Here is an 18,521-nt window from a genome sequence, read left to right on the forward strand (position 1 = left end):
CCCGGCGCCCGGGGCAGCACGCCCACCGCATGGCGTAATCAACGCCGTTACGCCACTTTTACGCCACGCATAAAAAAAGGCCTTGATAATCAAGGCCTTTCTTCATTGTCTTGGTGCCCCGAGGGAGACTCGAACTCCCACTCCTTTCGAAAACGGATTTTGAATCCGCCGCGTCTACCAATTCCGCCATCAGGGCTCAATGGCGGCGAAGTATAGAGATGAGATTACCGTTGGTCAATCAGGTACATAGAGAATTTTCGATATTTCCGCTAGACTTTCCGGCCCTGCTAGACGAACCCCATCATGCGCGTTGCTGACTTTACTTTCGAGCTCCCTGATTCGCTGATCGCCCGCCACCCTTTGGCCGAGCGTCGCGGTAGTCGCCTGCTGACCCTTGACGGGCCGAGCGGCGCCCTCGCACACCGTCAATTTACTGATTTGCTTGAGCATTTGCGCCCGGGCGATTTGATGGTGTTCAACAATACCCGGGTGATTCCGGCGCGGCTGTTCGGGCAGAAAGCCTCGGGCGGCAAGCTGGAAATCCTCGTTGAGCGGGTGCTCGATACGCACCGCGTGCTGGCCCATGTGCGTTCCAGCAAGTCGCCGAAGCCGGGTTCGAAGATTCTTATCGACGGCGGTGGCGAGGCAGAAATGCTCGCGCGTCACGATGCGTTGTTCGAGCTCGGCTTCGCTGAAGAAGTGTTGCCGTTGCTCGATCGCGTCGGGCACATGCCGTTGCCTCCTTATATAGACCGCCCGGACGAAGGCTCGGATCGCGAGCGTTATCAGACCGTGTACGCCGAGAAACTCGGAGCGGTGGCGGCGCCGACGGCGGGGCTGCATTTCGATCAGTCGCTGATGGAAGCAATTGCGGCCAAGGGCGTCGAGACCACTTTCGTTACGTTGCACGTGGGCGCGGGGACGTTCCAGCCAGTGCGCGTCGAGAAGCTTGAAGATCACCACATGCACACCGAATGGCTGGAAGTCGGCCAGGATGTGGTCGATGCGGTCGCGGCGTGCCGTGCGCGCGGTGGTCGGGTGATTGCCGTCGGCACCACCAGCGTGCGTTCGTTGGAAAGTGCCGCGCGCGATGGCGTGCTCAAACCGTTCAGTGGCGACACCGATATCTTTATCTTCCCGGGCCGGCCGTTCCACGTGGTCGACGCCCTGGTGACCAATTTCCATTTGCCGGAATCGACGCTGTTGATGCTGGTTTCGGCATTTGCCGGTTATCCCGAGACCATGGCTGCCTACAAGGCCGCCGTCGACAACGGTTACCGCTTTTTCAGCTACGGTGATGCGATGTTCATCACCCGTAATCCCGCACCTACTGCCCCTAAAGAAACCGGCCCAGAGGAAACAGAATGAGTCGCGAATGTCGCATGTCCTTTGAACTTCTGGCCACCGATGGCAAGGCCCGGCGTGGTCGCCTGACCTTCCCGCGTGGCACCGTCGAGACCCCGGCGTTCATGCCGGTGGGCACTTACGGCACGGTCAAGGGCATGTTGCCGCGTGACATCGTTGCCACCGGCGCAGAAATCATTCTCGGCAACACCTTCCACCTGTGGCTGCGTCCTGGTACTCAAGTGATCAAGGAACACGGCGACCTGCACGATTTCATGCAGTGGAAAGGCCCGATCCTCACCGACTCCGGTGGTTTCCAGGTGTTCAGCCTTGGCGCGATGCGCAAGATCAAGGAGGAGGGCGTGACCTTCGCCTCTCCGGTCGACGGCGCCAAAGTGTTCATGGGCCCGGAAGAATCGATGCAGGTGCAGCGCGATCTCGGCTCCGACATCGTGATGATCTTCGACGAATGCACGCCGTACCCGGCTGACGAAGACGTCGCGCGCGTATCGATGGAGTTGTCGCTGCGCTGGGCTCAGCGCTCGAAAAATGCCCACGGTGACAACACTGCGGCGCTGTTCGGCATCGTTCAGGGTGGCATGCACCAGGATCTGCGCATGCGTTCGCTCGAAGGCCTCGACAAGATCGGCTTCGATGGCCTCGCTATCGGCGGTTTGTCGGTGGGCGAGCCGAAGCACGAGATGATCAAAGTATTGGATTATCTGCCGGGCATGATGCCGGCTGACAAACCTCGTTACCTTATGGGCGTTGGCAAACCGGAAGATCTGGTTGAGGGTGTGCGCCGCGGTGTGGACATGTTCGATTGCGTGATGCCAACCCGTAATGCCCGCAATGGGCATCTGTTCATTGATACCGGCGTGCTGAAGATCCGTAACGCGTTCCATCGCCATGATGAATCGCCGCTGGATCCGACCTGCGATTGCTATACCTGCCAGAACTTCTCCCGCGCTTATCTGCATCACCTGGACAAGTGCGGCGAAATGCTGGGAAGCATGCTCAATACCATCCATAACTTGCGCCATTATCAGGTGCTGATGGCTGGTTTGCGCGAGGCTATTCAACAGGGTACATTGGCCGCCTTTGTCGATGCCTTCTACGCCAAACGCGGGCTCCCCGTTCCGCCTTTGGACTGAGTTTTCTGACCCCAAGATTCAACATTTGCAACTGGAGTGCTAAATGAGCTTTTTTATCTCTAACGCCATGGCTGACGCAGCTGCACCGGCTGCTGCCGGCCCAATGGGCGGCGGTTTCGAGTGGATTTTCCTGGTCGGCTTCCTGGTCATCTTCTACCTGATGATCTGGCGTCCACAGGCCAAGCGCGCCAAAGAGCAGAAGAACCTGCTGAGCAGCCTTGCGAAAGGTGACGAAGTTGTGACCACTGGCGGCATCGCCGGCAAGATCACCAAAGTGGCCGACGACTTCGTGGTTCTGGAAGTTTCCGACACCGTGGAAATGAAGTTCCAGAAAGGCGCCATCGCCGCCACGCTGCCAAAAGGCACGCTGAAAGCGATCTGAAGCAACAACTTCTACTCAATCGACGGGGCGCGCAAGGCGCCCCGCGTTCATAACGGGCGGCGTGATGCTGAACAAATATCCTCTGTGGAAATACATTCTGATCCTGGCGGTGCTGGCGATCGGTCTGATTTATTCCGCTCCGAATCTATACCCCGATGACCCGGCCATTCAGATCAGCGGCGCCAGCACGGCCCTGCAGGTCAATCAGGCCGATCTGGATCGCGTAAGCACCGCGCTCAAAGAGTCCGGGATCAACGTCAAGGCAGCCACGCTGGCCGCCAACGGCAAGGGCGGTCTGATCCGTCTGAGCAAGGCTGAAGATCAGCTGCCGGCCAAAGACGTTGTGCGCAAGGCGTTGGGTGATGACTACGTCGTCGCGCTGAACCTGGCACAGACCACCCCGCAATGGCTGCGCAATCTGGGCGCGCACCCGATGAAGCTGGGTCTGGACTTGTCCGGTGGTGTGCACTTCCTGCTGGAAGTGGACATGGACAAAGCCCTCGATGCACGCCTGAAAGTCTACGAAGGCGACGTCAAGAGCCTGCTGCGTAAAGAGAAGCTGCGCTATCGCAGTCTGCCGCAACTGGGCGGTGCCATTCAGTTGGGCTTCAGCGATGAAGACTCCCGCGAACAGGCCCGTGCACTGATCCGCAAGAACTTCAACGATTTCGACATTGTTCCGGCCGACCTCAACGGTCAACCGGTGCTGCGTCTGGCGATGACCCCGGCCAAGCTGGCGGAAATCCGTGAATACTCCATCAAGCAGAACTTGACCACGGTACGTAACCGCGTCAACGAGCTGGGTGTTGCCGAACCGATCGTTCAGCGTCAGGGCGCCAACCGCATCGTGGTTGAGCTGCCGGGCGTGCAGGACACTGCCGAAGCCAAGCGTATTCTCGGCAAGACGGCCAACCTTGAGTTCCGTCTGGCTGCCGAGCCGGGTGCTTCGAAAGCCACTTCCGAAACCTTCGAGTTCCGTGAAGGCAAGCGGCCGCCAGCACAGATCGAACGTGGTCTGATCATCACTGGTGACCAGGTTACCGACGCCAAGGCCGGTTTCGGCGAGCACGGCACGCCTGAAGTGAACATCCGTCTGGATGGTCACGGTGGTGAGCTGATGAGCCGCGCTACTCGTTCGAACGTTGGTCGCAGCATGGCGGTGATCTTCATCGAGCAGCGTCCGATCACCACTTACACAAAGCAAGTGGTCGATGGCGTTGAGAAAGACGTTGCCGTTCAAACGTTCAAAGAAGAGAAGAAGATCATCAGCCTGGCGACCATTCAGTCGCCGCTGGGTGCTCAGTTCCGCATTACTGGCCTGAACGGTCAGGGCGAATCGTCCGAACTGGCGCTGCTGCTGCGTGCCGGTGGTCTGGCCGCACCGATGTACTTCGCTGAAGAGCGCACCATCGGCCCGAGCCTGGGTGCTGACAACATCACCAAAGGTATCGATGCCTCGCTGTGGGGCATGCTGTTCGTGTCGTTGTTCATCATCGCCATCTACCGCTTCTTCGGCATCATCGCCACCGTCGCGCTGGCGGTGAACATGGTGCTGCTGCTGGCCCTGATGTCGCTGCTGGGTGCAACGCTGACCCTGCCAGGTATCGCCGGTATCGTGCTGACCATGGGTATGGCGGTCGACGCCAACGTGCTGATCTTCTCGCGGATCCGTGAAGAGATCGCCGCCGGCATGACCGTGCAGCGTGCAATCAACGAAGGCTTCGGCCGGGCATTCACCGCGATTCTCGACGCCAACCTGACCACTCTGTTGGTCGGCGGGATTCTCTTTGCCATGGGCACAGGTCCGGTCAAAGGTTTCGCAGTGACCATGTCCCTCGGGATCTTTACCTCGATGTTCACGGCCATCATGGTGACCCGCGCAATGGTCAACCTGATCTTTGGCGGACGTGACTTCAAGAAGTTGTGGATTTAAGGGGCTGCCATGTTACGTACAATCAACTTCATGGGCGTTCGCAACTTCGCGTTCGGCGTCACAGTATTCCTCACCTTGCTGGCCTTGTTCAGTGTCGCTACCAAGGGCATGAACTGGGGTCTGGACTTCACCGGCGGTACGCTCATTGAGCTGACCTACGAGCGTCCAGCAGATGTCACCAAGGTGCGTGAGGAACTGGTGACTTCGGGTTACCACGAAGCCATCGTGCAAAGCTTCGGTGCAACCACCGATCTGCTGGTGCGCATGCCGGGTGAAGACCCGCAGTTGGGTCATCAGGTCGCGGAAGCACTGCAGAAGCTCGGCGGCGACAACCCGGCAACGGTCAAGCGTGTCGAGTTCGTCGGCCCGCAGGTCGGTGAAGAACTGCGCGACCAGGGCGGCCTCGGCATGCTGCTGGCGCTCGGTGGCATCCTGATCTACCTGGCTTTCCGCTTTCAGTGGAAATTCGCGGTCGGCGCCATCGTTTCGCTGATTCACGACGTGATCGTGACCGTTGGTATCCTGTCGTTCTTCCAGATCACTTTCGACCTGACGGTGCTGGCGGCGGTATTGGCGATCATCGGTTACTCGCTGAACGACACCATCGTGGTATTCGACCGGGTTCGTGAGAACTTCCGTGTGCTGCGCAAGGCTTCGCTGATCGAGAACATCAACATCTCGACCACCCAGACCCTGCTGCGGACCATGGCGACGTCGATCTCCACCCTGTTGGCGATCGCGGCACTGCTGTTCTTCGGTGGCGACAACCTGTTCGGCTTCTCGATTGCCCTGTTCATCGGTGTTCTGGCGGGTACTTACTCGTCGATCTACATCGCTAACGTGGTGCTGATCTGGCTGAACCTGAGCACCGAGGATCTGATTCCTCCGGCCAACACCGAGAAGGAAGTCGACGACCGTCCATAACGGCCATCGTTTTCCCGGCTGTCAGCCCAAGAAAGGCGCGAGTTGAACTCGCGCCTTTTTTTATGCTCCAAGGCTGGGAGAAGCGCGGGCGCGTCCCGCATGTGATGGTCAGGAGGTTCATGTGAACAAGTCGTTGCTGGTTGGTGCGGTATTGGGTGCTGTCGGTGTGACTGCCGGGGGTGCTGTTGCCACCTACAGCCTGGTTAAAAGCGGCCCTGAGTATGCGCAAGTATTGGCCGTTGAACCGGTTAAAACACAGATCAAGACTCCACGTGAAGTGTGCAAGGACGTGACAGTGACTCGTCAGGCACCGGTAAAAGATCAACACCAGATTGCCGGCACCGTCGTCGGTGCACTGGCAGGTGGTTTGCTGGGTAACCAGATTGGCGGCGGCACCGGCAAGAAAATTGCCACGGTGGCCGGTGCGGTCGGTGGCGGTTATGCGGGTAACAAGGTGCAGGAAGGCATGCAAGAGCGTGACACCTACACCACCACGCAAACCCGCTGCAACACGGTCAATGACATCAGCGACAAGGTCGTCGGTTACGACGTGCGTTACTCGCTCGATGGCAAGGAAGGCAAAGTGCGGATGGATCGCGATCCGGGCAACCAGATTCCGGTCGACAAGGAAGGCAAGCTGATTCTGTCGCAGAATGAGCCGGGTCAGTAAATACCGACTGTTTTAACAAGAAGCACCCTGCGGGGTGCTTTTTTGTGCCCGGAATTTTCGGCTAACCCCGGATCTCCTGTGGAAGCGAGCTTGCTCGCGAATGCGGTCTGGCATTCAACATCTATGCAGCCTGATCCACCGCTTTCGCGAGCAGGCTCGCTCCCACAAGGATTTGTGTTGGTCTGAATGCAAGCATAAAAAAAGCACCCCGAAGGGTGCTTTTTTCGTTTCGCGTAAAGCTTAGCGCTTCAGCGAAGCCGGCAGGTGCGGCTGGATCGCCGTCAGAACTGCCTTGAAGCATTTGGTGTTGCCGGCAACGATGTGGCCTTTTTCAAGGAAGTCGTGACCGCCGGTGAAGTCGCTCACCAGGCCGCCAGCTTCTTGAATCAGCAGGGCGCCTGCAGCCATGTCCCACTCGGACAGACCCGACTCCCAGAACGCATCGAAACGACCGGCAGCCACGTAAGCCAGATCCAGGCTCGCCGAACCGGCGCGGCGGATGCCGGCAGTCTGGCCAACCAGAGCGCGGAACATGCCCAGGTAGTTTTCCAGGTTGTCCATTTGATCGTCACGGAACGGGAAGCCGGTACCCAGCAGGGCGCCGTCGAGGCTGGTACGACCGCTGACGCGCAGACGGCGACCGTTCAGTTGAGCGCCGCGACCACGGCTGGCGGTGAATTCTTCCTGGCGAACCGGATCCAGAACAACAGCGTGTTCCAGGCGACCGCGGTATTTGCAGGCGATGCTGACAGCGAAGTGAGGAATGCCACGCAGGAAGTTGGTGGTGCCGTCCAGCGGATCGATGATCCACAGGTACTCTTCGCCTTCGATGCCGGTACCGGCGTGCAGGCCGGTCTCTTCACCGCGGATCGAGTGGTTCGGGTAAGCCTTGCGTAGCGCGTCGATGATTTTCTGTTCAGCGGCGCGATCGACCTCGGATACATAATCCTTGGCGTCTTTTTCGTCGACCTTGATGGTATCCAGGCGCTCGATGGAGCGGAAGATCAGTTCACTGGCGCTGCGGGCGGCGCGCAGCGCGATATTCAGCATGGGCTGCATGGATGTGTCACCTAAGGTTGTTAAAGAAAGCCGCGCATTCTATCAGAACTTTTCTTCAGGTGAAGGACGCTGTTCGCTTTCATAGCTTAACGGTAGGCTGTTCTGTAAGATTTGCACCCCTTTCCTGTGTCCGAGAGCGCCTCCCTTGCTGCAGAACATTCGTGTCGTCCTGGTCAATACCAGCCACCCCGGCAACATCGGCGGGGCCGCGCGCGCCATGAAAAACATGGGTCTGTCGCGATTGGTGCTGGTCGAACCGCGCCTGTTTCCGCACCACGAGGCCGATGCTCGCGCCTCTGGTGCCGGTGACATCCTGGAAAACGCACAAGTCGTCGCCACCCTGGAAGATGCCTTGGTCGGCTGCAATCTGGTGCTTGGCACCAGCGCCCGAGATCGCCGTATTCCTTGGCCACTGCTGGATCCGCGCGAATGCGGCACCAAAGTGGTCGAGGAAGCCGGGCAGGGCGCCGAAATTGCTCTGGTGTTCGGTCGTGAGGATTCCGGCCTGACCAATGAAGAGCTGCAGCGATGTCACTTTCACGTGCACATCCCCTCCGACCCTGAGTTCAGTTCGCTGAACCTCGGCGCGGCGGTGCAGGTGTTGAGCTACGAAGTGCGCATGGCCTGGCTGGCCGCCCAAGGGCAGCCGAGCAAGATCGAGAAAGAAGAAGTGGCTTCGGTGAAAAGCGCCGAGCTGGCGACCATGGATGAGCTGGAGCGCTTTTATGAGCATCTGGAGCAGACGCTGGTCGCTATCGAATTCCTCGATCCGGAAAAACCGCGACACTTGATGGCGCGCCTGCGCCGGTTGTACGGACGCAGCTCGGTCAGCCGAGCGGAAATGAATATTTTGCGTGGCATCCTCACGGAAACCCAGAAAGCGGCCCGTGGTGAGCTTCTTAAGCGGAAGGACTAAATGATGTTTGAGCGTTTGCGTGAAGATATCCAGAGCGTATTCCATCGAGACCCGGCGGCGCGTAACGCTTTTGAAGTCCTGACCTGCTACCCCGGCATGCATGCGATCTGGATCCATCGACTGGCTGGCATGTTGTGGCGCAATGAACTGAAATGGCTGGCGCGGCTGGTGTCGAACTTCGGTCGCTGGCTGACCGGGATCGAGATTCATCCGGGCGCCAAAGTCGGTCGACGCTTCTTTATCGACCACGGCATGGGCATTGTCATCGGCGAAACCGCCGAGATTGGCGATGATGTGACCATCTATCAGGGCGTGACTCTGGGTGGTACCAGCTGGAACAAGGGCAAGCGTCACCCGACGCTGGGAGATGGTGTGGTCGTGGGTGCGGGCGCCAAGGTGCTCGGTCCGTTCACGGTCGGTGCCGGTGCTAAAGTCGGTTCCAATGCCGTCGTGACCAAAGAAGTGCCGCCGGGCGCCACTGTTGTCGGTATTCCGGGGCGGATCATCGTCAAGTCCGATGAGGAGCAGGACGCCAAGCGCAAGGCCATGGCCGAGAAGATCGGTTTCGATGCCTATGGTGTCAGCGAAGACATGCCTGACCCAGTGGCGCGCGCCATCGGTCAGTTGCTCGATCACCTGCAAGCGGTGGACGGGCGGCTGGAAGGGATGTGTGGTGCGCTGAAGGATCTTGGCAGCAATTACTGTGCGAAAGATCTGCCTGAACTGCGTGAAGAAGACTTCGCCTGCGTCAAAGGCAAAGACGAGTCCAAGGCCAGCTGACCTTCCCCTGTAGGAGCTGCCGAAGGCTGCGATCTTTTGATCTTGCCTTTCATAAGATCAAAAGATCGCAGCCTTCGGCAGCTCCTACACAGGCTTGCGCCAGCCGGTGTGCCATTAAGCCGCAGACCCTGCTATCATTCGCGCGCTCTTTTGCGGGTAATCCTGACTAAAGTACTAGGTCTTAAAGTTGACTTAAATACTCGGGAATTGCATACTCGCCCCATTCTGAACTCCGTGGTAACTGTCCATGCGACTGACTACAAAAGGCCGATACGCCGTGACCGCCATGCTTGACCTGGCGTTGCACGCGCAGCACGGGCCCGTGTCCCTGGCCGATATCTCCGAGCGCCAAGGCATCTCCCTGTCCTACCTCGAACAGCTGTTCGCCAAGCTGCGTCGCAGCAACCTGGTTTCCAGTGTTCGCGGCCCGGGTGGTGGCTACCAGTTGTCCCGCGACATGCAGGGTATCCAGGTCGCCCAGGTGATCGATGCGGTAAACGAATCGGTCGATGCCACCAAATGCCAGGGCCAGGGCGATTGCCATTCCGGCGACACGTGCCTGACCCATCATCTGTGGTGCGATTTGAGCCTGCAGATTCACGAATTTCTAAGTGGTATCAGCTTGGCTGATCTTGTGACTCGCCGTGAGGTGCAAGAAGTAGCCCAGCGTCAGGACCAGCGCCGTTGCAACAGCAAGGCGCCACGCCTGGACAAGATTGAAGCGTCCGCCGTCGAATGACAGCCAAAGAGCTAGCGGCACGCCAGCCCTGATTTAGGAGATAGTCCATGAAATTGCCGATTTACCTTGATTACTCTGCGACCACCCCGGTTGATCCGCGTGTTGCGCAAAAAATGAGTGAATGCCTGTTGGTCGACGGAAACTTCGGTAACCCGGCGTCCCGTTCCCACGTGTTTGGCTGGAAGGCTGAAGAGTCCGTCGAAAACGCCCGTCGTCAGGTGGCCGATCTGGTCAATGCCGACCCGCGCGAAATCGTCTGGACCTCCGGTGCCACTGAATCCGACAACCTGGCAATCAAGGGTGCGGCGCATTTCTACGGCTCCAAGGGCAAGCACCTGATCACCTCCAAGATCGAGCACAAGGCTGTCCTCGACACCATGCGCCAACTGGAGCGTGAAGGTTTTGAGGTCACCTACCTTGAGCCGACCGAAGACGGTCTGATCACTCCGGCGATGATTGAAGCTGCACTGCGCGACGACACCATCCTGGTCTCCGTGATGCACGTGAACAACGAAATCGGCACCGTCAACGACATCGCTGCGATTGGCGAACTGCTCCGCGCCAAGGGCGTTCTGTTCCACGTCGACGCCGCTCAGTCCACTGGCAAGGTCGACATCGACCTGCAGAAACTGAAAGTCGACATGATGTCGTTCTCCGCTCACAAAACCTACGGCCCTAAAGGCATCGGCGCGTTGTACGTCAGCCGCAAGCCGCGTGTGCGCATCGAAGCGACCATGCACGGCGGCGGTCACGAGCGTGGCATGCGTTCCGGCACCCTGGCGACTCACCAGATCGTCGGCATGGGCGAAGCGTTCCGTGTGGCCAAAGAAGACATGGCGGCCGAAAACGTCCGTATCAAAGCGTTGAGCGACCGTTTCTACAAGCAGGTCGAGCATCTCGAAGAGCTGTACGTCAACGGCAGCCTGACCGCCCGCGTTCCGCACAACCTGAACCTGAGCTTCAACTACGTTGAAGGCGAGTCGCTGATCATGGCGCTCAAGGATCTCGCGGTATCGTCCGGTTCGGCGTGCACCTCGGCGTCGCTGGAGCCTTCGTACGTACTGCGCGCCCTGGGCCGCAACGACGAACTGGCACATAGCTCGATCCGCTTCACCTTCGGCCGTTTCACCACCGAAGAAGAAATCGACTACGCCGCGCAGAAAGTCTGCGAGGCCGTTACCAAGCTGCGCGCTCTGTCGCCGCTGTGGGACATGTACAAAGACGGCGTCGATATCTCGAAAATCGAGTGGGCGGCACACTAAATATAGAAGCCGCCAGATACAGATCCTGTAGCGACGCGGCGGTTTACGCAGCGCAGTTGCAGGGTCTTCAAGAGCGGCCCTGATGAGTGAGGATTGAGAATCATGGCTTACAGCGAAAAGGTCATCGACCACTACGAAAACCCGCGCAACGTCGGCAAGATGAACGCGGAAGATCCTGATGTCGGCACCGGCATGGTCGGCGCTCCGGCGTGCGGCGACGTGATGCGTCTGCAAATCAAGGTCAACGACGCTGGCATCATCGAAGATGCCAAGTTCAAGACCTACGGCTGCGGTTCGGCTATCGCTTCCAGCTCCCTCGCCACCGAGTGGATGAAGGGCAAGACCCTGGACGAAGCAGAAACCATCAAGAACACTCAGCTGGCCGAAGAACTGGCCCTGCCGCCAGTGAAGATTCACTGCTCGGTACTGGCTGAAGACGCTATCAAAGCGGCTGTTCGCGATTACAAGCAGAAGAAAGGCTTGATCTGACTTTCTGGATTTGGCGACGAGTAAGGAGTCACCGATGGCTATCAGCATGACAGAAGCGGCTGCTCGACACGTGCGGCGCTCCCTCGACGGGCGCGGCAAAGGTGAAGGGATTCGTCTGGGGGTTCGCACCACAGGCTGTTCCGGCCTAGCCTACGTGCTGGAGTTTGTCGACGAGGTGGTTGCAGAGGATCAGGTGTTCGAGAGTCACGGCGAAAAAGTGATCATCGACCCGAAAAGCCTCGCCTACCTGGACGGCACCGAGCTCGATTTCGTCAAGGAAGGGTTGAACGAAGGCTTCAAGTTCAACAACCCCAACGTACGCGGTGAATGTGGCTGCGGCGAAAGCTTCAACATCTGAGGCTTGTCGTGGGTATTCCTTGTCATTTCGCTTTATTCGAGCTGCAACCGGGTTTCCGTCTGGATCTCGAGCAGTTGGCCACGCGCTATCGTGAGTTGGCGCGCGGCGTTCATCCTGATCGCTTTGCCGACGCTTCCGAGCGTGAGCAGCGGTCGGCACTCGAGCAGTCTGCGCGTCTCAACGACGCCTATCAGACGCTCAAGAGTCCGGCCCAGCGCGCACGCTACCTGCTGACCATCAGCGGGCATGAAGTGCCGATGGAAGTCACTGTCCATGATCCCGAGTTTCTTCTGCAGCAGATGCAATGGCGCGAAGAGCTCGAAGACCTCCAGGACAGTGCCGACCTCGACGGTGTCGCGGTGTTTAAGCGGCGCTTGAAAGTGGCCCAGGAAGAACTCAATGAAAGCTTCGCAGCCTGTTGGGATGATGCGGCGCAACGCGAACAGGCCGAACGCCTGATGCGGCGCATGCAGTTCCTCGACAAGCTCACCTACGAAGTGCGCCAGTTAGAAGAGCGCCTCGACGATTAACCCAGTGCCGCTCCGGTCGCACGCCTGATATACAGATAAGTCCTGATCACGATGGCCCTACTGCAGATCGCCGAACCCGGCCAAAGTCCTCAACCGCACCAGCGTCGTCTGGCTGTGGGGATCGACTTGGGCACTACCAATTCGCTGGTCGCTGCGTTGCGCAGTGGTCTTTCCGAGCCGCTGGCCGACGCCAACGGGCAGGTCATCCTGCCGTCCGCTGTGCGCTACCACGCCGATCGCGTCGAAGTCGGCGAGTCGGCCAAGCTGGCCGCCGCCTCCGATCCTTTGAACACTGTGCTGTCGGTCAAGCGCTTGATGGGTCGTGGTCTGTCCGACGTCAAGCAATTGGGCGAGCAACTGCCATACCGCTTTGTCGGTGGCGAGTCGCACATGCCGTTCATCGACACCGTGCAAGGCCCGAAAAGCCCGGTCGAAGTCTCCGCCGATATCCTCAAGGTCCTGCGTCAGCGAGCTGAAGCGACTTTGGGTGGTGAGCTGGTGGGTGCGGTGATCACCGTTCCGGCGTATTTCGATGATGCTCAGCGTCAAGCCACCAAGGATGCGGCGAAACTCGCCGGTCTGAACGTGCTGCGCCTGCTCAATGAGCCGACCGCAGCCGCTGTGGCGTACGGTCTGGATCAACACGCTGAAGGCCTGGTTGCGATTTATGACCTGGGCGGCGGCACCTTCGATATTTCGATTCTGCGTCTGACTGGCGGTGTTTTCGAAGTTCTGGCCACCGGCGGCGACAGCGCGCTGGGCGGCGATGACTTCGATCACGCGATTGCCGGCTGGATCATCGAGAGCGCCGGCCTGTCCGCCGATCTCGATCCGGGCGCACAACGCAATCTGCTGCAAACCGCTTGCGCGGCCAAAGAAGCCCTGACCGACGCGGCCAGTGTTGAAGTGGCCTATGGCGACTGGAAAGCGCCGCTGACGCGCGAGGCCTTCGATGCGCTGATCGAACCGATGGTCGCGCGCAGCCTGAAAGCTTGCCGTCGCGCTGTTCGCGACTCCGGCATCGAGCTGGAAGATGTGCACGCCGTGGTCATGGTCGGCGGTTCGACCCGTGTTCCGCGCGTTCGTGAAGCCGTTGCCGAAGCCTTTGGTCGTCAACCTCTGACTGAAATCGATCCGGATCAAGTGGTGGCCATTGGTGCTGCGATCCAGGCCGATACGCTGGCTGGCAACAAGCGCGATGGCGGCGAACTGCTGCTGCTCGACGTGATTCCACTGTCCCTGGGGCTGGAAACCATGGGCGGCTTGATGGAGAAGGTGATTCCGCGCAACACCACCATCCCTGTCGCTCGCGCACAAGATTTCACTACGTACAAAGATGGCCAGTCGGCCATGGCGATCCACGTCCTGCAGGGTGAGCGCGAGCTGATCAGTGACTGCCGTTCGCTGGCGCGCTTCGAATTGCGCGGCATTCCAGCGATGGTCGCTGGTGCGGCGAAGATTCGCGTGACCTTTCAGGTCGATGCCGACGGTCTGCTCAGTGTTTCCGCGCGTGAACTGGGTTCGGGCGTTGAGGCGAGCATTCAGGTCAAACCGTCCTACGGTCTGACCGACGGCGAAATCGCCAAAATGCTGAAAGATTCGTTCCAGCACGCCAATGACGACAAAGTCGCTCGCGTCCTGCGCGAGCAGCAAGTTGATGCCCAGCGCCTGATCGAAGCGGTGCAGGGCGCTCTTGAGGTTGATGGCGAGCGTTTGCTCGACGCCGAAGAGCGCATGGTTATCGACCTGCAGCTGCAGGAACTGGCTGAACTGATGAAAGGTACCGATGGTTACGCCATCGAGCAGCAGACCAAGCGTCTGTCGCAAGTAACCGATGCTTTTGCTGCCCGCCGCATGGATCTGACGGTGAAAGCCGCTCTGTCGGGGCGCAATCTGAATGAAATCGAGGATATCTGATGCCGCAGGTCATTTTTCTGCCACACGAGAAGTTCTGCCCTGAAGGCATGGTGGTCGAGGCTGCGCCCGGCACGTCGATTCTCGAACTGGCCCACGAACACCACATCGAGATGGAAAGCGCCTGCGGCGGCGTCTGCGCTTGCACCACCTGTCACTGCATCATCCGTGAGGGTTTCGACTCGATGGAAGAGGCTGACGAGCTGGAAGAAGACTTCCTCGATCGCGCCTGGGGTCTGGAAGCGCAATCGCGCCTGGCCTGTCAGGCTATCGTCGGTGAAGAAGATATCACCGTCGAAATTCCGAAATATTCGCTTAACCATGCGGCTGAAGCGCCGCACTGACTGGTAAGACTGTCATGAGCTACGGTTGGAATGATGTTCAACGTATTGCAGAAGAACTGGCCGAGGCCAAGCCGGGTGTAGATCCGTATTCTGTCAATTTCGTCGAGTTGCAGCAGTGGATCAAAGAGCTGCCTGACTTCGACGCTAACTCTGGCCGGGTCGGCGAGAAGGTGTTGGAAGCGGTTCAGCAGCTCTGGAATGATGAATTGGACTGATCGTCCTCGCAGGTTAGGCAATACCCAAGAACCCGCGTATAATTCGCGGGTTTAATTTTTCGCAAATTACCGTTTCTGGAGTTACACCATGGCTGTTCAACGCACTTTCTCCATCATCAAGCCTGACGCTGTTGCAAAAAACGTCATCGGCGAAATCACCACTCGTTTCGAAAAAGCCGGCCTGCGCGTTGTAGCTTCGAAACTGAAGCAACTGTCCAAAGCTGAAGCTGAAGGCTTCTACGCTGAGCACAGTGCTCGTGGTTTCTTCGGCGACCTGGTTGCTTTCATGATCTCCGGTCCTGTTGTTGTTCAGGTTCTGGAAGGCGAAAACGCTATCGCTCTGAACCGTGAGCTGATGGGCGCTACCAACCCTAAAGAAGCTGCTGCCGGCACCATCCGCGCTGACTTCGCTGATTCCATCGACGCCAACGCTGTTCACGGTTCGGACTCCGAAGCCGCAGCTGCTCGTGAAATCTCGTACTTCTTCGCAGCTACTGAAGTAACCACTCGCTAAGCATTGGCTTAAGAGTGAAGGTGAATCCATGACTACATCGACTGTAAAAACCAACCTGCTGGGTCTGACTCAACAGGAAATGGAAAAATTCTTCGACTCAATCGGGGAGAAGCGTTTCCGTGCCGGTCAGGTAATGAAATGGATTCACCACTTTGGCGTCGATGATTTCGACGCCATGACGAACGTCAGCAAGGCTTTGCGCGACAAGCTCAAGGCCATTGCTGAGGTCCGTGGTCCGGAAGTGGTCAGCGAGGACATCTCCAGCGACGGCACCCGTAAGTGGGTGGTGCGCGTGGCGTCCGGCAGCTGCGTCGAGACCGTTTACATTCCCCAGGGCAAACGCGGCACATTGTGCGTTTCGTCCCAGGCAGGCTGTGCCCTGGATTGCAGTTTCTGCTCCACCGGCAAGCAAGGCTTCAATAGCAACCTCACCGCCGCCGAAGTCATCGGTCAGGTGTGGATTGCCAACAAATCTTTCGGCAGTGTCCCGGCAACCGTCGACCGTGCCATCACCAACGTGGTGATGATGGGCATGGGTGAGCCACTGCTGAACTTCGACAACGTCGTCGCCGCCATGCATCTGATGATGGATGACCTCGGCTACGGGATCTCCAAGCGCCGCGTGACCCTGTCCACCTCGGGTGTGGTGCCGATGATCGATGAGCTGGCCAAGCACATCGACGTCTCCCTGGCGTTGTCCCTGCACGCACCGAATGACGCATTGCGTAACCAATTGGTGCCGATCAACAAGAAGTATCCGCTTAAGATGCTGCTCGAGTCGTGCCAGCGCTACATGTCCGCCCTCGGCGAGAAACGTGTGCTGACCATCGAGTACACCTTGCTCAAGGACATCAACGACAAGGTCGAACACGCCGTTGAGATGATCGAGCTGCTGAAGAACATTCCGTGCAAGATCAACCTGATTCCGTTCAACCCGTTCCCGCACTCCGGGTACGAGCGTCCGAGCAACAACGCGATCCGTCGTTTCCAGGATCAGTTGCATCAGGCCGGTTTCAACGTCACTGTCCGCACCACCCGTGGTGAAGACATCGACGCCGCATGTGGTCAATTGGTAGGGCAGGTGCTGGATCGCACCCGTCGCAGCGAACGTTATATCGCCGTGCGTGAGTTGAGCGCCGACAGCGATCTGGCACAGAACGCCGCGAACACAAATTAAGAGAGGATCTCTATGTCCCTGCGCTTTGCGCTGCTGTTGCTGTTGACCAGCCTGTGTGCTGGTTGTGTCCTGTCGGGTGACTACAACCCGATGAAGACCAGCAAGGGCCGCGATGAAGCGCGGGCTGCCTATGTGCAGTTGGGGCTGGGATATTTGCAGCAAGGCATGACCGAGCGGGCCAAGGTGCCGCTGAAGAAGGCGCTGGAAATCGACGGTTCCGATCCTGACGCCAACGCTGCCCTCGGCCTGGTGTTTCAGTCCGAAATGGAGCCTGAACTGGCCGACGAACACTTCCGCAAGGCTTTGTCCTCCCGTCCTGCCGATGCGCGCATCCTCAACAACTACGGCAGTTTTCTCTACGAAGAACAGCGTTATAAAGAAGCCTACGAGCGTTTTGAACAGGCTGCGGCCGATACCCTGTATCCTGAGCGCTCGCGTGTGTTCGAAAACCTCGGCATGACGGCAGCAAAGCTTGGTCAGCGTGATCTGGCGCAGCAACAGCTGGAAAAGGCGCTGCGTTTGAACCGCCAACAACCGCGTGCATTGCTGGAAATGGCTGAGTTGTCCTTCGAAGACAGGCATTATGTGCCCGCGCGTGACTATTACGACCGATTCAGCCTGCTGACCGAACAAAATGCACGTAGTCTATTGCTCGGCGTTCGGCTGGCAAAAGTGTTTGAAGATCGCGACAAGGCCGCCAGTTATGGCCTGCAATTAAAACGACTCTATCCCGGTACGCCGGAATATCAGCAATACCTGTCGGAGCAATGATGAAAGCGGCGCATCCCGAAGTTGTAGCAGCGAATCGCGTTAACCCCGGTGAGACCCTGCGCCAGGCCCGCGAAAGCAATGGCTGGTCGCTGGCCGAAGTGGCCCTCAAGCTCAACCTCACCGTGACTTCCCTGAGCAATCTTGAAGCCGGCGCTTTCGACAAGCTGCCGGGGCATACCTTCGCTCGCGGTTACATTCGCGCCTATGCCAAATTGCTCGGCATGGACCAGACCGTTCTGGTCCAGCAATTCGACCAGTCCACTGGCACCGATTCCCAAGGCAGCAACGTTCATGCCCTTGGTCGTATCGAAGAGCCGGTGCGGGTTTCCCACACCATTTTGCGTATTGTCAGCCTGCTGTTGCTGATCGCGGTCATCGGCGGTGGTTTCGTCTGGTGGCAGGATCAGACCTCGCTGCGCACCAAGGACCTGACTTCGCTGGCACCAGAGCACGTTGAAGTCGAAGGCGCCGACGGCACCACCCAGATTCACCCGATCGATGAGCCAGAAGACCAGGCTGTCGAGGAAAATCAGGCCGACAGTTCGACTGCCTTGGCATTGCCTCAGTCTGAAACTACCGCTGAATCGACCGGTGCCGAAGCCGCTGCGCCAGCGACTGCTCCAGCAGCACCGGTTGCTCCGGCCACCACGCCAGCCGCCCCGGTTCACACGCCAGCCCCGGTTGTCGCCAATCCGGCCACTCCGGCGCCAAACGTTCCTGCTACTCCAGCGCCGACCGTTACCGCTCCGGTTGTTCCTGCTGCACCGGCAGCCACCGCAGAAGCGGCCGCGCCGGTTGCAGGCGACGGCCAGGTTCAACTGCAGTTCAGCGCCGATTGCTGGGCGCAGGTTACCGATGGCCGTGGCAAAGTGCTGTTCAGTGGTCTGAAGCATAAAGGCGATAATGTAACCGTCAGCGGCAAGCCGCCGCTTGCCGTGCGTCTGGGCGTTGCCCGTGCCGCACAGGTCAGCTACAACGGCCAGCCGGTCGATATCGCTCCGTTCACCAGTGGCGAGACTGCTCGCCTGAAGTTGGGTCAATAAGTC

21 protein-coding genes and 1 tRNA gene are annotated in these 18,521 nt (G+C 58.7%); 20 read left to right on the top strand and 2 right to left on the bottom strand.

The annotated features are described in order from the left end of the window. Positions 1-111 precede the first annotated feature (111 nt). Positions 112-196 (bottom strand) — tRNA-Leu (locus tag FGA82_RS19625). Positions 197-303: 107 nt separating this feature from the next. Here FGA82_RS19625 and queA point away from each other — a divergent pair. The 6 genes from queA (at position 304) to FGA82_RS19655 (ending at position 6,407) form a co-directional block, all read left to right on the top strand. Continuing rightward, positions 304-1,368, top strand: coding sequence for a tRNA preQ1(34) S-adenosylmethionine ribosyltransferase-isomerase QueA (gene queA / locus FGA82_RS19630; RefSeq protein WP_007916915.1), 1,065 nt, complete (start codon positions 304-306; stop codon positions 1,366-1,368). 14 nt (positions 1,369-1,382) lie between these two features. Further along, on the top strand, positions 1,383-2,498 hold the full coding sequence (tgt, locus tag FGA82_RS19635) for a tRNA guanosine(34) transglycosylase Tgt (protein WP_162130185.1): 1,116 nt from the start codon (positions 1,383-1,385) through the stop codon (positions 2,496-2,498). A 43-nt stretch (positions 2,499-2,541) separates the two neighbouring features. After that, a complete protein-coding gene (yajC, locus tag FGA82_RS19640) occupies positions 2,542-2,880 on the top strand; it encodes a preprotein translocase subunit YajC (RefSeq protein ID WP_003227923.1) in 339 nt (112 codons plus the stop codon). Between the two features lie 64 nt (positions 2,881-2,944). Beyond that, entirely contained in the window at positions 2,945-4,813 is a 1,869-nt protein-coding gene (gene secD, locus FGA82_RS19645) for a protein translocase subunit SecD (protein WP_141128378.1), read from the top strand. Positions 4,814-4,822: 9 nt separating this feature from the next. Then, positions 4,823-5,737 carry a protein translocase subunit SecF gene (gene secF / locus FGA82_RS19650; RefSeq protein WP_141128379.1) on the top strand — a complete coding sequence of 305 codons (915 nt, stop codon included), beginning with the start codon at positions 4,823-4,825 and terminating at the stop codon, positions 5,735-5,737. 121 nt (positions 5,738-5,858) lie between these two features. After that, on the top strand, positions 5,859-6,407 hold the full coding sequence (locus tag FGA82_RS19655) for a glycine zipper 2TM domain-containing protein (RefSeq protein WP_007956693.1): 549 nt from the start codon (positions 5,859-5,861) through the stop codon (positions 6,405-6,407). Between the two features lie 240 nt (positions 6,408-6,647). Here FGA82_RS19655 and suhB read toward each other — a convergent pair whose 3' ends face one another. After that, the gene (gene suhB, locus FGA82_RS19665) at positions 6,648-7,466 is read right to left on the bottom strand and encodes a type III secretion system regulator SuhB (RefSeq protein WP_034156254.1); all 819 of its coding nucleotides are present in this window, start codon (positions 7,464-7,466) and stop codon (positions 6,648-6,650) included. A 145-nt stretch (positions 7,467-7,611) separates the two neighbouring features. Between suhB and trmJ the strand changes: the two genes are divergently transcribed. The 14 genes from trmJ (at position 7,612) to FGA82_RS19735 (ending at position 18,518) form a co-directional block, all read left to right on the top strand. After that, positions 7,612-8,382 (top strand): tRNA (cytosine(32)/uridine(32)-2'-O)-methyltransferase TrmJ, encoded by a 771-nt coding sequence (gene trmJ / locus FGA82_RS19670; protein ID WP_108226533.1) that lies wholly within the window; start codon positions 7,612-7,614, stop codon positions 8,380-8,382. Positions 8,383-8,385: 3 nt separating this feature from the next. Then, a complete protein-coding gene (gene cysE, locus FGA82_RS19675) occupies positions 8,386-9,162 on the top strand; it encodes a serine O-acetyltransferase (protein ID WP_007916901.1) in 777 nt (258 codons plus the stop codon). Positions 9,163-9,409: 247 nt separating this feature from the next. Continuing rightward, on the top strand, positions 9,410-9,901 hold the full coding sequence (gene iscR, locus FGA82_RS19680) for a Fe-S cluster assembly transcriptional regulator IscR (protein WP_003227911.1): 492 nt from the start codon (positions 9,410-9,412) through the stop codon (positions 9,899-9,901). 47 nt (positions 9,902-9,948) lie between these two features. After that, positions 9,949-11,163, top strand: coding sequence for an IscS subfamily cysteine desulfurase (locus FGA82_RS19685; RefSeq protein ID WP_141128381.1), 1,215 nt, complete (start codon positions 9,949-9,951; stop codon positions 11,161-11,163). 102 nt (positions 11,164-11,265) lie between these two features. Beyond that, a complete protein-coding gene (gene iscU / locus FGA82_RS19690) occupies positions 11,266-11,652 on the top strand; it encodes a Fe-S cluster assembly scaffold IscU (protein WP_007916892.1) in 387 nt (128 codons plus the stop codon). A gap of 34 nt (positions 11,653-11,686) precedes the next feature. Next, positions 11,687-12,010, top strand: a complete 324-nt coding sequence (iscA, locus tag FGA82_RS19695; RefSeq protein ID WP_003227904.1) for an iron-sulfur cluster assembly protein IscA — start codon at positions 11,687-11,689, stop codon at positions 12,008-12,010. An 8-nt stretch (positions 12,011-12,018) separates the two neighbouring features. Continuing rightward, complete coding sequence (gene hscB / locus FGA82_RS19700) at positions 12,019-12,540, top strand: co-chaperone HscB (RefSeq protein ID WP_007916889.1); 522 nt, start codon at positions 12,019-12,021, stop codon at positions 12,538-12,540. A 51-nt stretch (positions 12,541-12,591) separates the two neighbouring features. Next, entirely contained in the window at positions 12,592-14,457 is a 1,866-nt protein-coding gene (gene hscA / locus FGA82_RS19705) for a Fe-S protein assembly chaperone HscA (RefSeq protein WP_141128382.1), read from the top strand. Next, positions 14,457-14,798: an ISC system 2Fe-2S type ferredoxin gene (gene fdx / locus FGA82_RS19710; protein ID WP_007916885.1), complete on the top strand. Its 342-nt coding sequence runs from the start codon at positions 14,457-14,459 to the stop codon at positions 14,796-14,798. The genes hscA and fdx overlap by 1 nt, the downstream gene beginning before the upstream one ends. Positions 14,799-14,812: 14 nt before the next feature. After that, on the top strand, positions 14,813-15,013 hold the full coding sequence (iscX, locus tag FGA82_RS19715) for a Fe-S cluster assembly protein IscX (RefSeq protein WP_038362961.1): 201 nt from the start codon (positions 14,813-14,815) through the stop codon (positions 15,011-15,013). Between the two features lie 88 nt (positions 15,014-15,101). After that, complete coding sequence (gene ndk, locus FGA82_RS19720; protein WP_007916882.1) at positions 15,102-15,527, top strand: nucleoside-diphosphate kinase; 426 nt, start codon at positions 15,102-15,104, stop codon at positions 15,525-15,527. Positions 15,528-15,555: 28 nt separating this feature from the next. After that, a complete protein-coding gene (gene rlmN / locus FGA82_RS19725; protein ID WP_016984373.1) occupies positions 15,556-16,704 on the top strand; it encodes a 23S rRNA (adenine(2503)-C(2))-methyltransferase RlmN in 1,149 nt (382 codons plus the stop codon). Between the two features lie 12 nt (positions 16,705-16,716). Then, positions 16,717-17,475 (top strand): type IV pilus biogenesis/stability protein PilW, encoded by a 759-nt coding sequence (gene pilW, locus FGA82_RS19730; RefSeq protein ID WP_141128383.1) that lies wholly within the window; start codon positions 16,717-16,719, stop codon positions 17,473-17,475. Further along, on the top strand, positions 17,475-18,518 hold the full coding sequence (locus FGA82_RS19735) for a RodZ domain-containing protein (RefSeq protein ID WP_141128384.1): 1,044 nt from the start codon (positions 17,475-17,477) through the stop codon (positions 18,516-18,518). Before pilW ends, FGA82_RS19735 begins: the two co-directional genes overlap by 1 nt. Positions 18,519-18,521: the final 3 nt, after the last annotated feature.

This window comes from Pseudomonas fluorescens (assembly GCF_005938625.1).
Classification (GTDB): Bacteria; Pseudomonadota; Gammaproteobacteria; order Pseudomonadales; family Pseudomonadaceae; genus Aquipseudomonas; species Aquipseudomonas fluorescens_BD.